This window comes from Mycobacterium sp. GA-1285 (genome assembly GCF_001499905.1).
Lineage (GTDB): Bacteria > Actinomycetota > Actinomycetes > Mycobacteriales > Mycobacteriaceae > Mycobacterium.
This window is the reverse complement of the sequence record NZ_LQIS01000012.1, coordinates 197,843-212,632: the sequence shown is the minus strand read 5'-3', so window position 1 is coordinate 212,632 and position 14,790 is coordinate 197,843. Positions and strand designations below refer to the sequence as shown.

The 14,790-nt window shown below is 67.2% G+C and carries 13 protein-coding genes and 1 pseudogene; 5 read left to right on the top strand and 9 right to left on the bottom strand.

Features of this window, described 5'->3' with window-relative positions:
- Window positions 1-23: 23 nt before the first annotated feature.
- A pseudogene (locus AU193_RS09830) lies at window positions 24-260 on the bottom strand (glyoxalase); the annotation flags it as partial.
- Between the two features lie 256 nt (window positions 261-516).
- Here AU193_RS09830 and AU193_RS09825 point away from each other — a divergent pair.
- The gene (locus AU193_RS09825; RefSeq protein WP_064422158.1) at window positions 517-3,513 is read left to right on the top strand and encodes a serine/threonine-protein kinase; all 2,997 of its coding nucleotides are present in this window, start codon (window positions 517-519) and stop codon (window positions 3,511-3,513) included.
- Here the strand turns inward: AU193_RS09825 and AU193_RS09820 are convergent.
- Together AU193_RS09820 and AU193_RS09815 are read right to left on the bottom strand one after the other, a co-directional pair.
- Window positions 3,506-4,117, bottom strand: coding sequence for an FHA domain-containing protein (locus AU193_RS09820; RefSeq protein ID WP_064422157.1), 612 nt, complete (start codon window positions 4,115-4,117; stop codon window positions 3,506-3,508). The genes AU193_RS09825 and AU193_RS09820 overlap by 8 nt on opposite strands.
- Window positions 4,118-4,174: 57 nt before the next feature.
- Complete coding sequence (locus tag AU193_RS09815) at window positions 4,175-5,167, bottom strand: hypothetical protein (RefSeq protein ID WP_064422156.1); 993 nt, start codon at window positions 5,165-5,167, stop codon at window positions 4,175-4,177.
- Between the two features lie 306 nt (window positions 5,168-5,473).
- Between AU193_RS09815 and AU193_RS09810 the strand changes: the two genes are divergently transcribed.
- Window positions 5,474-6,421, top strand: a complete 948-nt coding sequence (locus tag AU193_RS09810) for an AraC family transcriptional regulator (protein WP_253867715.1) — start codon at window positions 5,474-5,476, stop codon at window positions 6,419-6,421.
- Window positions 6,422-6,494: 73 nt separating this feature from the next.
- A complete protein-coding gene (locus AU193_RS23425) occupies window positions 6,495-6,875 on the top strand; it encodes a hypothetical protein (RefSeq protein WP_216637276.1) in 381 nt (126 codons plus the stop codon).
- On the opposite strand, the gene AU193_RS09800 is transcribed toward AU193_RS23425, so the two are convergent.
- The 4 genes from AU193_RS09800 to AU193_RS09785 form a co-directional block, all read right to left on the bottom strand.
- Window positions 6,872-8,713 (bottom strand): CheR family methyltransferase, encoded by a 1,842-nt coding sequence (locus AU193_RS09800; protein ID WP_082682916.1) that lies wholly within the window; start codon window positions 8,711-8,713, stop codon window positions 6,872-6,874. The two genes, AU193_RS23425 and AU193_RS09800, sit on opposite strands and share 4 nt — an antisense overlap.
- 45 nt (window positions 8,714-8,758) lie before the next feature.
- Window positions 8,759-9,517, bottom strand: a complete 759-nt coding sequence (locus AU193_RS09795) for an STAS domain-containing protein (RefSeq protein WP_064422154.1) — start codon at window positions 9,515-9,517, stop codon at window positions 8,759-8,761.
- On the bottom strand, window positions 9,507-10,523 hold the full coding sequence (locus tag AU193_RS09790) for a chemotaxis protein CheB (RefSeq protein ID WP_064422153.1): 1,017 nt from the start codon (window positions 10,521-10,523) through the stop codon (window positions 9,507-9,509). The genes AU193_RS09795 and AU193_RS09790 overlap by 11 nt, the downstream gene beginning before the upstream one ends.
- A gap of 83 nt (window positions 10,524-10,606) precedes the next feature.
- The gene (locus tag AU193_RS09785; protein WP_064422152.1) at window positions 10,607-11,473 is read right to left on the bottom strand and encodes a TIGR03619 family F420-dependent LLM class oxidoreductase; all 867 of its coding nucleotides are present in this window, start codon (window positions 11,471-11,473) and stop codon (window positions 10,607-10,609) included.
- Between the two features lie 65 nt (window positions 11,474-11,538).
- Between AU193_RS09785 and AU193_RS09780 the strand changes: the two genes are divergently transcribed.
- Complete coding sequence (locus tag AU193_RS09780) at window positions 11,539-11,805, top strand: DUF4235 domain-containing protein (RefSeq protein WP_064422151.1); 267 nt, start codon at window positions 11,539-11,541, stop codon at window positions 11,803-11,805.
- A gap of 12 nt (window positions 11,806-11,817) precedes the next feature.
- Window positions 11,818-13,587: a thiamine pyrophosphate-requiring protein gene (locus AU193_RS09775; protein ID WP_064422150.1), complete on the top strand. Its 1,770-nt coding sequence runs from the start codon at window positions 11,818-11,820 to the stop codon at window positions 13,585-13,587.
- On the opposite strand, the gene AU193_RS23835 is transcribed toward AU193_RS09775, so the two are convergent.
- Both AU193_RS23835 and AU193_RS09765 read right to left on the bottom strand, forming a co-directional pair.
- Window positions 13,584-13,856: a DUF4873 domain-containing protein gene (locus tag AU193_RS23835; protein ID WP_216637274.1), complete on the bottom strand. Its 273-nt coding sequence runs from the start codon at window positions 13,854-13,856 to the stop codon at window positions 13,584-13,586. The two genes, AU193_RS09775 and AU193_RS23835, sit on opposite strands and share 4 nt — an antisense overlap.
- Window positions 13,853-14,761, bottom strand: a complete 909-nt coding sequence (locus AU193_RS09765; protein ID WP_064422148.1) for a diiron oxygenase — start codon at window positions 14,759-14,761, stop codon at window positions 13,853-13,855. The genes AU193_RS23835 and AU193_RS09765 overlap by 4 nt, the downstream gene beginning before the upstream one ends.
- Window positions 14,762-14,790: the final 29 nt, after the last annotated feature.

The following is a 14,790-nucleotide window of genomic DNA, read 5'->3' as shown; positions in this document are numbered from 1 at the left end:
GGCAACAGGGCGGGGTGGTCGGCTCACCGACGCGCAGGCGGCGAGATCATCGCCGCCCGGACCGACATCCCGAACTCGTGATGCCGCAGCGTGGTGATCCGGCGTCCGGGTTGCACCGCGTCTTTGATCGGCCCCGTGCGCTCACCGAAGAAATCCGCGGTCGCGTCGATGTCGGAGACGACGAAGGTGATCCCCCAGAGCGTTGACGGTGCTTCGCTCGTGGTGCCCGGTGAGCCGACGACTTCGATGATCACGTCGCCGAACCCCGCGTGCGCCCAGGCGTCCGCCGGATCGGCGACCTCGAGTTCGTCGACGGTCACGGTCGCTGATGTCACTCTTCGAGACTATGGCTTTCGGTTCGGCCGACGCCTCGGTTCGATCACAACATTACGGTTGTTTGCGGTGCGTTCCGCGAGGTAGGGACGCCGTGCGGAACGACGAAACCCTTCTGTCGGCCGCTGTTGCTCGGTACCTTGAGAGCGGAGCGTCCCGCATTTCACCGGAGGGCGGTGGCACATGGCCGGGGGAATAGCGACTGAGTTGGCGGCCGCCGGGTTCACCGACGCGGTCGAAATCGGCCGCGGCGGCGGTGGCGTCGTCTACCGCTGCTATCAGCAGTCACTGGCGCGAAGCGTCGCGATCAAGGTGCTCGCATCCGATCTCGACGACGACGACCGGGAACGGTTCCTCCGGGAGGGCTACGCCATGGGTGCGCTTTCCGGGCACCCGAACATCGTGAACATCCTGCAGGTCGGCGTGACCGAGGGCAACCGGCCGTTCATCGTGATGCCTTACCACCGTGAGGGTTCGCTTGCGGAGCGGTTGCGCCGCGAGGGCCGCATCGCGTGGCCCGAAGCGCTGCGCATCGGTGTGAAGCTCTGTGGGGCACTGGAAACCGCGCATCGGACCGGCACCCTGCACCGCGACATCAAACCAGCCAACGTGCTCTTCAACGATTACGGCGAACCACAGCTGAGCGACTTCGGAACCGCCCGGATCGCGGGTGGTTACAAGACGGTGACCGGGTTCTTCACCGGCACCCTGTCGTACACCGCCCCGGAGGTGCTCGAGGGAAACCCGCCCACCGTCGAGGCCGACGTGTACTCGCTTGGCGCCTCGATCTACGCGCTGATCGCGGGCAAGCCGCCGCACGAGCGCAAGAACGACGAGGATCTGATCGCGCACTACCTGCGCATCACCTCCACGCCCATACCGGACCTGCGTCCTCAGGGCATCCCCGCCGACGTGTGTGCCGCGGTCGAGAAGGCGATGGCCCGCGAGCCCGCCGACCGCTACGCGTCGGCGGCGGAATTCGGTCATGAACTGCAGTTGGCCCAGCGACACAACGGGCTGACCGCTGACGTGATGGCGCTCAGCGAGCCGAACGCTCCGCTCGAGCAGCCAGAAGCCACGGGGGCGGCGCCGATCTCGGAGCTCGTCGAGCCGTCATTGTCTGCGCAACCCGAACCCCTCCCGACACGCCGGCCCGCCAGGTCCGGCGACACCGGCGCACCCGTGCCCGAGCCGGGGATGTTTGCGCACACCGCGTCGATCAGCCAGTCCAGCCTGCCATGGCAGGTGCCGCCTCGGGTGACACCCGACCCGGTGGGGACCACGCCGCCGAGAAGGCGGAGTCGCAAACGGGTCCTGCTCGTCTCCGGAGCGATCGTGGGGGTGTTGCTGCTGGTGCTCAGCGGTGTCTTCGTCATCGCCTCGACGCGGGACTCCGGTGGCGGCCAAACCGCGGCCCCCGCACAGCCGGTCGCGGAAACGCAACCGGCTTGGCGGCCGATCGCCGACGCGCGCGTCGCCCGCGACGCGGTGGCCGCCACCGAGGCCGACGGCACCATCTGGGTTTTCGGCGGCCTCGCCGCCGATGGCCGCGTCAGCGGTAGGCACGAGGGCTACGACCCCGCCATCGACAGCTGGAAGAGCGGTGAGGACCTGCCGGTCCCCGTACAGCATGCGATTGCGGTGACCTGGCGCGAGAACCCGGTCGTGCTCGGCGGTTGGCGCACCGAAGGCAACGACGCCAAGGTCGCGACCGATCGAGTGTGGCGGGTTGTCAACAGTCGCTGGACCGAACTGCCGCCACTATTGCAACCCCGTGCCGCAGGGGCCGCCGCAGTGGTCGGTGACCGCATCATCGTCACCGGCGGCGTGGACTCCGCGGGAAAGCTGCTCAACACCACGGAAGTCTTCGACGGCACCTCCTGGAAGCTGGGTGCCCCGATCCGCACCCCGCGTCAGATGTTGAGTGCGGCCTCCGACGACAAGCTGGTCTACGCGATCGGCGGCACTACCGGTACCACCGATCTGGCGACCGTCGAGGCGTACGACCCGGCCGCCGACACCTGGACGACCCTGCCCGAACTCCCTGAACCACGAAGCGATTTCGGCGTCGCGGACACCGACGAGCGCCTAGTGGTGGTGGGCGGTACGTCCGGAGGGCAGGTCCTCGAGAGCGTCCTCGCGTTCGATCTGGCGACGACGACGTGGTCCGGTCTGCCCGACATGGGCACAGCCCGCCACGGTATGGCCGTGGCTGCGGTCGGTAACCGCGTATACGCCATCGGCGGGTCGACGGGTGCCGGTGACGCCAAGATCATCTCGTCCGCGGAGACCTTGAAATTGCCTGCGCGGCAACCGCAACCAGCTGCCGAGTGGCGCGCCCTCCCGGATGCGCCGACCCCGCGGCTGATGATGGCGTGGACGGTGCTCGACGACAAGATCTGGATTGCCGGTGGTATCCGCGAGGGGGAAACTCTCGACACAGTCGAGAGCTTCGATCCCCAGTCCGGAACGTGGCAGCGCCAGCCGCCGTTGCCGATCCCACTGCACCATGCGACAGCTGCCGCCTACAAGGGGCAGGTCGTCGTCCTCGGCGGTGCCACCGACAACATCGCCGAACCGTCGAACAAGGTGTTCGCCCTGCGCGACGGTGAGTGGACCGAACTTCCCGCCCTGCAACACGGCCGGGCCGGAGCAGCGGCGGCAGTCGCCGGCGACAAGCTCGTCGTGATCGGCGGCCAGAGCGACAAACAGCTCGTGGTGCCTGCGGAGGTGTTCGACGGGGAGTCCTGGCGACAGGCGGCCGACATGCCCACCCCGCGTGAGCATCTCGCGGCGGTGTCGGACGGCAGTTATGTCTACGCGGTGGGCGGGCGGTCATTGAGCGCCGACGAGAACACCGCGGCGTTCGAACGGTTCGATCCGTCCTCCGGCGAATGGAACAAGTTGCCGGACATGCCGACTCCGCGCGGTAGCTACGGCGCCGCCTACATCGACGGCCGAATTGTCGCGGTGGGTGGCGAGGAGCCGACGCGCGTGCTGGCGACGGTCGAGATGTACGACATCGCCAACGGGAAGTGGACGACGTTGGCGCCCATCGGAACTCCGGTGCACGGCCAGGTGGTGGCCGCGGTCGGTTCGGCGGTGTACTGCATCGGGGGCGCCGACCGGCCGACTCACGAAGGGCCCGTCGCCACCGTCGAGGCCCTGGACTTCACGTAGCGCGCAGTTGCGCGAGGGTGACGGCGCCACGCCGCAGCGCCTCGTTGGCCAACCGGACCCGACGGTCACCCTCGGCGGGGATCGCGAATTTGTCGTAAAGGTTCTGCAGGTGCTGTTTGACCGCGGCCTCGGTGACGAAGAGTTCACCGGCCATCCGGCGAACCGATGCGGGCTCGGGGAACGGGTCCTCGGAGACCAGCGGCCGGCACAACACGACGAGCACGTCGAGTTCGCGGCGGGTCAGCCGCGGCGGAGGCTCGACGGCCTGGGCGGTGACCGTCTCCTCGTCGAGCCTGCCGTCCCCGCGGTCCCTCACCTCCCAGAAGATCAACCGCGACTTGCCCAGCCGCACCTCGTCGCCGGACCGCAGCACCCGTTCGGCGGTGATCCGCTCGCCGTTGAGATAGGTACCGTTGCGGCTGCCGAGATCCCTTATGGACCAAGCGAATCCGAGGTTCTCGAGCACGGCGTGCAACCGCGACACGGTCTCGTCGTGCTCGAGCGACACCGCGTTGGTGGAGGCCTTACCGAGCGTCACCCGCTGACCACTGAGCGGGACCAACTCCCGCCCTGACGGCCTCGAGACTTCCAGGTGCGACGACATGGGACCTCCTATCGGAGCAATTCTGGCCCAGATAGGAGGTCCCTGGTCGACGAACGCTCACGGCCGGTTGGTGAACCTCTTGTAGGCGCGGACGACTCGCCTGGCCGGAGCCGACTCGAACAGCGGCGGCCAGGGCCATTCGCTGCGCTCCCGTCCTCGCGGCGCCTTGAGGAAGGCCAGCCCCAGCACCAACCCGAAGATCAGGTGTCCGACCAAGGTGATCGTCACCGTTGCGATGTTCAGCGGGAACATCATCTCCTCTCCGCGCGGGGCCAATGCGACCGTCGCCATCAGCCCGGCCCAGGTCGGGAACACGGCGAAGGCGACCGATGCGAGCACCGCGTAGACGTTCCTCCACCGGTCGATGCCCAACGCGAACGCGACGACGAAGAACGCCACGCCCAGGCCGCCGCCGTCGCCGATGTAGCGCCACACATAACCGACCGCCGCGCTGCCCGCGGTGTTCGGCTCACCGGTGACGAAAGAGCCCATCACCGGGATGAAGTCGCCCATCAGGTCCAGCACGTGCACCGCGAACAGCCGGGCTGCGTCATAGACGACGCATGCGACCATGCCGGCGATCAGGCCGCGACCGACGATCATGTCGATCCGGTGCGGGGCGAACGCGATGAGCGCGCCCAGCACCGCGCACAGCGCGATCAGGACCACCGACGTGACGTTCTGCGGCACCAGGCCGAACACGTCGACCGAGATGCCCAAGATCGGCATCGACGCCAGGAGCATCACCAGTAGGAGTCGCGCGACGTCCCATCTGGTCGGCGGCTTCTTGACCGTGCTCAGGTCCAGGTAACGCTGCCGCACGGTGTTGGCGACCTTGCCGACGACCGGCAGGTCGATGGCGCGCGGCTGCACCGTCTTGCCGTCGAAAGCACCGGTGGCCTTGGACGGGGGCTTCGTCGCAGGCCTGACCGCGCGCAGGCGCGTCGTCACGGCGTCGGCGCGGGTGATCTGGGGCCGTGGCCGCACCGGCAGGTCGCCGGGGCGCAGCCGCACGGTCTCGTCATGGGCTGGTCGGGTCGTTGCGATCATCGTCTTCCTTGCGGGTCGGGGAGTCCTTGCGGGTCGGAGGGTCGCATCCATGCTGGCGCGCGAACCCGAGCCGCGTAATCGCCGGAAAGCCAGATCTCCCCGCTGGAGGGGAAGGCTTTCCTACCCGTCGGGTAAGGCGGAGAGAGAAGACGCGCCGAAAACGGCTCGGCTTTCGTTTCGGGACCCTACGACTGGGTACGCTGGTGGCACTGGAGCTGAGACGACAGCTTCGCCATGCCTCGCCTTATGAGGTGATCCCCGATCAGTACCGCAGCTTTCGAAGGGCACCGGCTGGTACGCACGCAGTTGGAGATCCACGATCTCGCCGATGCAGAAGAATTTCTCGAAGACGCCTACGGCGTGAGGCTGAGGCTCACCCGCAAACCCTCACCTCGTCGGGAGGGGCCTCTGCTCACCCACTCGCGTGCGGGGGTCGGCCCGCTGACGCTCGACGAAGTCTATGTCGCGGGCCAGATCGAGGTTCGGCCGGATCCGTTGAACCGAGTGGCCACCATCTGGTCCACCGGCGGTCGGGTAGCCAGCGCCTGCGAAGGAACGCGATCCGAGGTGACGGCCGGCGAGGTCGGGATGCTGACACAGCCCCACCTCCCGTACCGGGCGCATGCGGAGGACGCGCGCGCCACAGTGGTCCTCGTCGATCCCGCGGTCGTGGCGGGTGTGGCCACCGGTCTTCCGAGGGGCCAGGCGCCGCTGCCCATTCGCTTCGAAAGCTTTTCGCCCGTCGACGAGAGCGCCGCCCAGGCGTGGAAGCACACGGTCCGCTACATCAGGGACACCGTGCTGTCCGAAGAGTCGCTTGCCACGCCGTTGGTCGTCGGGCATGCGAGTCGGCTGTTGGCGGCGGTGACGCTTCGGACGTTCCCGAACACGGCGGCGAGCGAGCCGAGTCCGCACGACCGTATCGACCACAAGCCGGTGCTCTTGCGACGCGCGATGGAATTCATGGACGCGAACGCCACCCAGGACATCGCGCTGGCCGACATCGCCGAAGCCGTGCACGTGACACCGCGGGCGGTGCAGTACATGTTCCGGCACCATCTGGACACCACGCCGCTGCAGTACCTGCGTCGGCTTCGCCTGCACTATGCACATCAACAGTTGTTGGCGGCCGACCGGAACAGCGACACCGTGACCGCGATCGCCGCGCGGTGGGGATTCGCCCACACCGGTCGGTTCGCTGTGCTGTACCGCCAGACCTACGGGCAGAGCCCGCACACCACGCTGCGCGGGTAGTCCCCAGCACCGACGCCGTCGCGGGAAGGCGCGTAGATTTGAGCGACCGAGCTTGACGCTGCGGAGCGACTGCATGAGTGACGACGGCATATCCGAGGTGATCGAACGCGGTGAACTGGCCCGCGCGCGGGCCGATGAGCTGCGTCGGCGGCAGACCGAACTGGCGATGGGGATTTCCCCCACTGCGGAGTCGGCCGCGCGCGCCCAGCGGCGCGCCGAACAAGCGCTGGACCGTGCGCGCCGGGCGCATCACGGCGCGGCGGCGCGGCACGACGACGCCAGGCAAGCGCACCTGCGGGCAGCGGCCGCGCACGAGCAGGCGGCCCTACATGCCGACGCCCGATCGGTCGGTCTCCATCAGGACGCCGCCGAACGCCACCGTGACGCCGCGCTCCGCCACCATCAGGCCAGTCTCGACGAGCAAATGCTGGAGGAGGAAGACACTCGTCGTTAGTTCTGCAACTCCATCAGCAGCAACGCCCCGCTGGTGGTCTCTTCGGTCGTGCGAAAACCGCTGCAGACCACGCGTACGCGAGCCTGTCGGCCTCGGCGGGTGACCGCGTCCAAAATCGCTTCGGAGGTGACGCCGGGGTCGACGAAGGCCTGACCGATCAGGGGCTTGACCTCGTCAGTGGGCAGGCCGATGTCCAACGACGCGAGCGCCGATCCCTGGGCTTCGTCGGCGCGCAGCCCCCAGAGCTCTTCGCAGCCTCGATTCCACAACATCACCCGCATCTCCCGGTCCACCACGATGAGGCCGAAGTGGATCGAATTCACCAACGAATCGAGGAACGCTTTCGTCTCGTTGACCTCCAGGCTGCGCTGGCGCAGTTCGTCGTTGATGGTGTGCAGCTCGTCGTTGGTGGACTGCAGCTCCTCGTTCATCGTCTCGAGTTCTTCGTTGGTGGACTGCAGTTCCTCGTTGGTGGTCTCGAGTTCCTCGACCGTCGACTGCAGCTCCTCGTTGGTGGTCTCGAGTTCTTCGTTGGTCGACTGCAGTTCCTCGTATGCCGTCTCCAGTTGACGGTTGGTCTCCACCACCTTGTCCAGCAGCGCGCGGGTCGCGGTCACGTCGAAGAAGACGATCGACACACCGCGTAGTCCGTTGTCGGTGTCGACGAGCGGGTTGATGTGAATCTCGAACCACACGACGTCGGAGCCGGGGCGATGCCACTGCACATCCTGAATGCGGGCCGACCGCCGCTCGACCTTGGCCTGCTCGAGATAGGCGCGCAGTTCGACGGGGCGGTACGACACCTCGAGGTCTCGCAGCAGTCGGCCGATGTCGCGAGCCGACAAGCCGAAGGTGGACTCCGCCTGCTGGTTGATCATGGCGACGGTGTCATCGCTGGTGACGACGATCTGGGCGACCGGTCCGGCACGGAAGGCGAGTTCGCGGATCGGGTCCAGTCCCGGTAGATCGTTCTGCCGGTCGTTGACGGGCGCTGAGTTCTCGAGTCGCTCGATGCCGTTGTGCGAGCCGACCGCTTTGCGAAAGATGCGGTGCTTGAGGTTGAGCGGCGTGAAGCGGTCGCTGTGGCTCAACAGCATCTCGGCGTGGCCGAGGAACAACGTCCCTTGCGGGGCCAGCGCGAAGTGCAAGCGGCTCAACACGTTCCGCTGTGTCTCGGCGTTGAGGTACATCAGCGTGTTGCGGCAGACCAGCAGGTCCACCCGCGAGATCGGCGCGTCCTTGACCAGGTCGTTGCGGCCGAAGATGACCGCCCTGCGCAGATCCTTCCGGAATACGTACCGGCCGTTGACCCGCTCGAAGTAGTTGTTCAGGAACTCCGCGGGTAGCGACTCGACGGCCTTTTCGTCGTACGCCGCGGTCCGGGCCTCGGTGAGCGCATCCTCGTCGATGTCGGTCGCGTAGATCTTGACGCGCTGCCGGAAGGCGTCCGCGCCCAGGGCGTCGGCCAGAACCATCGCGAGGGTGTAGGCCTCCTGTCCCGAGGCACATCCGGCGCTCCACACCCGGATGGGATCGTTGGGTCCGCGTTGGGCCAACATCGCCGGAATGACCTCGGCACACAGATGATCCCAGGCCGGCGGATCCCGGAAGAACGCGGTGACGTTGATGAGGATCGTGTTGAACAGCGCGTTGAACTCATCGGAGCTGGCCTGAAGGTGGTCGAGGTATTGCTCGTAGGACTCGACGCCGGCCTGGCGCATCCGGTGTTGCACCCGCCGCATCAGCGACGTGCGTTTGTATCCGGTGAAGTCGAATCCGCGCGAATCGCGCATATATCGCAGTAGCGCCTCGAACGCCTCGTCTGTTTGTTCGCTCAACCCGTGTCCGTCCGCTCGCTCCTGCCGCACGTCCGAAGATACTCATCAAACGGCGTTCTCCGGGCCGATGACCGCCCAAACGGTCTTGCCCGCCGTGTTCGGCGCGTTCCCCCAGGCGCGACACAGGGCTGCCACGATCCGCAGACCCGAGGGAGTCGCGCTGTGCGCGGAGTCTTCGCGCAGTCCGGCGGGCTGATGGCTGACATCGCTCACCGCGACGGTCACGGTCGAGTCCTTCGACTCGACCCGCAAACCGGGCCGACTGGTCGTGTGCTGCAGGACGTTCTCGACGAGCGTCGTGGCAACCACCTTGGTGGTCGGAATCAGTTCGGGCACAGCCCAAGCCGTCAGCCATTCCACGACCAGCTCCCGTGCGCGTTGCAGGCTGGCCACTGTCCCGGGAAGCTCGGCCCTCGCTCGGCGACGCACCTGAACCGAGTCGCCGACGGCGAGTGCGTCCATCGCTGCCTGCATGCTGGCGTAGGACGGCACATAGCGGGTGATGCCGTTTCGGGCGAGCGCCGACCGCAGTTCCTGATGTTCGCAGACCAGCAGAACGGGTATCTCGGGCCAGCGGCCGACATGCCACCGCGCGCTGGTGAACACCGCCAATGCGGATTCCGCGGGCACCTCCAGGTTGCTCACGTCGACGACGACGGCCCGGGGTTCCTCGAGGGCCGTCTTGATGATCGTGTCGCGCAGCGGCCGGTATGTGCGGCTGTCGAGCACGCCACGCGGCCGCACCGCCGTGACATCACCGAGCGGCTCCGCGAGGACGGTCAGCGGGGTGGAATCAGCCGACACCAGCTTCTCCGGGCGGCGATGCCGACAGATGCTCACCGAGCACGAGCGCCGCACGGTCGGCCTCGTCGGCGGTCTCCAGATAGCGCTTTTGGACGGTGCCCGGACCGACCGTGTTCGCCAGTCTGCGCGACATCTTGGCCTTCTCGCGCAGGCTGCGCAGCGCCACCCAGATGGCGCCCTCGATCTCCTCGTCCCGAGCTTTGAGCAGCGCTTCGGCCGTCCAGGCGTGCCCCACCCGGCACCGGTAGCTACTCGGCCCCACCTCGATGAGCGAGCCGTTGCAGTCAGGGCAGATATAGCCCGAATGGGGGCCCAGGTCTTCCGAGTCGACCGACGTCGAGAAACGGCTCCCCATCGCGATCCGGTTTTCCAATTCCATGGCTTTGTCAGGTTCCATTTCGCGAACCTCGATTTCTCGTTCGAGCAGTTTCGTCAGGACGGCGCCGATGTCACTTGCCGCGGCTTGATGGTCGACGACGTCAGATTCGATCGCAGTGCGAGGCATGGCCGCGAACAGCGCGTCGCTGGGGCTCTGAACGACGGTGGCGCCGCCCCGGGATCGGATGGCGGCCACGCCCAACACGCCGTCGTCCAGCACGCCCGATAGCAGGACGCCGATGGCGCGTGGCCCGTAGCTCAGCGCGACCGAACGGAACAGCGCATTGATTGCCGGGCGGTGCCCGCTCTCCGTGGGCCCCCGCGACAGCATCACGTGGCCGTCGACGGCGAGCAGGTGGCGGTCGGGTGCGCAGACGTAGATGTGCCCGGGTTGGATCGCGGCACCGTCGGTTGCGGTCTCGGCAGGCAGCGGCCCGCTGCGGTCGAGGATCTTCGCCAAGACGCTCGGCGCGTTCGGCGGCATGTGCAGGACGATGAGCACCGCATAGGGCATGTCGGGCGTCAACCCGCCGACGAAGTGGCTCAGCGCTTCCACGCCCCCGGCGGATGCGCCGACCGCCACGACGCCCGGCAGCGTCTCGTGTCGCCGCGATTCCGTGCTTGCCATTGCACACCGGTTACCCGCAGCCCCCGCTGGTAACCCCTTCCTGCCGTCACGCTACGCCTTCACCGGGTTGCGGAAAAACCCGGTCAAAGCCTGGCGATCACGTTTTCGGCGAACTTCTCCAGATGCCGGATCTTGGCCTCGAGTGGTTCGGTGTCGGAGCCGCGAATGTAGGGAATGCGAAACCCGACGATGACATCGGTGACGCCCCTGTCTTCCAGCCGTTTGATGCCGTCGGGCGTGTAGGCGTCGGCGGAGATCACGTGAACCTCGAACGGCCCCGTGCGGCCTTCTTCCTCACGGAACTGCTTGAGCTGCTTGAGGAGTCGATCCAACTCCTCGGCGTCGCCGCCTCCGTGCATCCAGCCGTCGTTGCGTGCTGCGCGCCTGAGGGCCGCATCGGCGTGGCCGCCGACGAGAATCGGGATCGGCTCGGTGGGCGCCGGCGTCATCTTCGTCTTGGGGATGTCGTAGAACTCGCCGTGGAACTCGAAGTACTCGCCGGTCGTCAGGCCCCTGATGATCTCGATGCACTCGTCCATCCGCTTGCCGCGCTTGGCGAACGGCACATTCATCAATTCGTAGTCCTCCGGCCACGGGCTGGTGCCGACTCCCAGGCCGAGGCGGTTGCCGAACAGCGCCGCCAGCGAGCCGGCCTGTTTGGCGACCAGCGCGGGCGGTCGGATCGGCAGCTTGAGGACGAAGAAGTTGAACCGCAGCGTCGTGGTCACCGCGCTCAGCGCACCGGCGAGCACGAACGCCTCGATGAACGCCTTGCCGTCGAGAAATTCGCGGCTGCCGTCAGCGGTGTAGGGGTACTTGGAGTCGGACTCGAACGGATAGGCGACGCTGTCGGCGATCGTCATCGCGTGATAACCCGCGGCCTCGGCGGCTTGCGCCAGCGGGATGTAGAACGACGGGTCGGTCATGGCTTCGGCATAGGTGAACCGCACGCGGCGATACTAGAACGTGTTCTAGTTCGGGGTTTAGGTATTGGCGCATCGGGAATCTGGACGCCGTGAGTGCGGCCAAAACCATGTACAAGCCCTTGTCGGTGGTCAGCAGCGTCGTCGGTGGGCTCATCGCCGGCAAGATCTTCACCGAGATCTGGCAGCGAATGCACCCGGACGACCAGGAGCCGGATCCGGAGGACCTCAGCCGCTCGACCCGGGAGGTGTTCATCGCCGCCGCGGTTCAGGGCTTGCTCGTCGGCGTGGTGCGTGCCGCGCTGGCCCGCGGTCAGGCGAAGAGCTTCCAGGCGTTGACGAACGAAAACCCCGACTAGCGAGAGGCGACAGTGACCCAGCTCGTCGCGGACGCGATGGTGGCGCGGCTGCGGGACTGGGGTACGACGCGGATCTTCGGATACGCAGGTGACGGCGTCAACACGATTCTCGGCGCGCTCGCGCGCGCCGGTGACCCGGAGTTCGTCTCCACCCGCCACGAGGAACTCGCGGCCTTCGCGGCCTGCGGCCACGCCAAGTACACCGGCGGGATCGGGGTGTGCCTGGCCACCCAGGGGCCGGGTGCGATCCATCTGCTCGCCGGCCTGTACGACGCGAAGCTGGACCGCCGTCCGGTCGTGGCCATCGTCGGTCAGGTGGTGTCGACGGCGCTGGGCAGCGGTTATCTGCAGGAGGTCGACCTGCACGCACTGTTCAAGGACGTGTGTGCACAGTACGTCCAGACCGTCTTCGCGCCGGAGCAGATGCCGATGGCGCTGGACAACGCGATGCGCACCGCGCTGGCGACGTCGACGCCGACATGCCTGATCGTGCCGCACGACGTCCAGAAGGCCGAGATGCCCGACGAGTTGGAGCACAGCCACGGTGTCGTTCCTTCGGCCGCGGTGTACACGCGCGCGCATGTCGTGGCGCGCGATGCCGACCTGGGGCGCGCCGCCGATCTGCTCAACGAGGGCGAGAAGATCGCCCTGTTGGTGGGGCGCGGCGCGATGGGCGCCGAGGACGAGCTCACCCGGATCGTCGATCTGCTCGGTGCGGGCTTGACGACGTCGCTGCTGGGCAAGCCGGTCCTCGACGAGTCGGCGCCGTGGCACACCGGCGTGATGGGGCATCTGGGCACCACCGCGAGCGCTGAACTCATGGCCGATTGCGACACCTTGCTGATCGTCGGCAGCAATGACCCGTGGACGGAGTTCTATCCGGCGCCCGGTCAGGCGCGCGCGGTGCAGATCGACGTCGAACCGCGGGTCGTCGGCGCGAAGTATCCGGTCGAGGTGGCGCTGACCGGCGATGCGGCGGACACGTTGGCGCGGTTGGCTCCACTGATCCGCCGCAAGACCGACCGGAGGTGGGAGCAACAGGTCGAGAAGTGGACGCGAGAGTGGCACCGCGAGTGCGCGGAACGTGCTGAGGCTCAATGTGACTCGGCGAACCCGGAGTTCGTCGTGCGGGCGCTGTCCGAACATCTGCCGGGCAACGTGCGCGTCGCCGTGGACGTCGGCTCTGCGACGTACTGGTATGCCCGCCATCTGCGGCTGCCGCGCGGTGTGCCCGCGCACGTGTCCGGCTATCTGGCGTCCATGGGGTGTGCATTGCCGTATGGGATTGCGGCCAAGATGGATGCGCCAGACCGCCCGGTCGTAGCGCTGGTCGGCGACGGCGCCATGCAGATGAGTGGTCTGCTCGAACTCGTCACGATCGCCGACCGGTGGCGGGGTTGGACGGACCCGAGGTTCGTGATCCTGGTACTGCACAACCGGGATCTGAACGAAGTCTCGTGGGAGCAGCGGGAAATGGAGGGCGACCCGCGTTTTCCCGCCTCACAGGACGTGCCGTCGTTCCCCTATGCCGACTACGCCGAGCTGCTCGGCCTTCGGGGCCTGCGGGTGGTCGAGTCCGGACAGGCGCCGGCGGCGTGGCAGAAGGCGTTCGAAGCCGACCGGCCGACCCTGATCGAAGCCGTGGTCGACCCGAAGACGCCGTTGCTTCCGCCGTCGATGCCGCAAGCCAAGGCGGAAACGGTGTACGCCGCGCTCGCCGAAGAGCCCGACGGCGATGTGATGCGCAAACGCATTGAGGCACAGCGCAAATCGGAGACCTAGGCGTCGAGCGGGTACGGCGGGGCGCCGACACCGGTGACGCGGTGCGTACCCCACGGCGTCACCTCGGTCAGCTGGCCTTGGGCCGTGCGATCGCCGATCGACAGGTGCACCGTCTGCGGCATCCGGATCTCCGAGGCCATGTCGAAAACCATTCCGCACCAGTGGTACCGGCCGTCGATCGGGTCGACATGGCCGGTCAGCCGCACCCGCACGGCATGGTCGGCGTCGCCGAGGCGCATGCCCGCCGGCCCGTCGTAGAGATCGGTCATTGCGGCAGGAACCCGCTGCGCCGCCACATCCGGCGCGCGATCGGTCCCATCAGCCCGACGTCTTCGAAGAACGCCGCCAGCGGTGCGAAGCCCGCCACCTTGGCATCTCGATGGTGCTTGTTGGCCCTTGCGATCCGCCGCGTCGCACGGGGGTCGAGCCCGATGCGCTGATACGGGACCGGAATGGTCAGCAGGTAGCGGTAGAACGGCCCACCGACCCCGTGCAGGTTGCTCAGCACGAAGCGCGAGACGAATCCCATGTGTGGCCTCGTCCGCCGCAATCCGTCACGCGCGTTCTGGATGTGGCGCGCCTCCTCGGTCACGTGAATACGCATGAGGCGCAAGACGATTGGCTGCAGGTCGGGATCCTCGAGAATCTGGCGCTGCAGCGCATCGAAGATCTCCTCGCCGACCAGCGCCGCACCCCACAGGATCGGTCCGCGAAACAGCAGCGGCAGCGCGTTGATGATCATCCGCTGGTACCGACGGGGCCGCACCGGTTCTGCGCCGATCCGTTCGATGACCTTGCCGAACATCACCATGTGGCGCGTCTCGTCACCGAGTTCGGTGAGCGAGTAGTGCGTCGACGCCGCCGTCACATCCCTGTGCATCAGATCGCGCAACAGCGCCTGATTCAGGATGTTCTCGAACCAGATGCCCGCCGACAGGATGTTCGCCAGTTCCTGACGGGACAGCTCGATCTGCTGCTCGCGGGTCATGGCATCCCAGATCGGCGTGCCGTAAAGCGTCACGTTGCGCGGCGGCAGGAAGAACTTGTCCGGGTCCAACGGCGCATCCCAGTCGATGTCGACGGCGGGTGCATACGATTTCTTGGCCGAGCCCTTCAGCAGGCGTTCGGCGAAGTTTTCGCGCGTCGGACGGGAGGTGCTGACCGGCGTCGTCATGGCTCCAAGGTAGGCAGCGCGGAACGGAT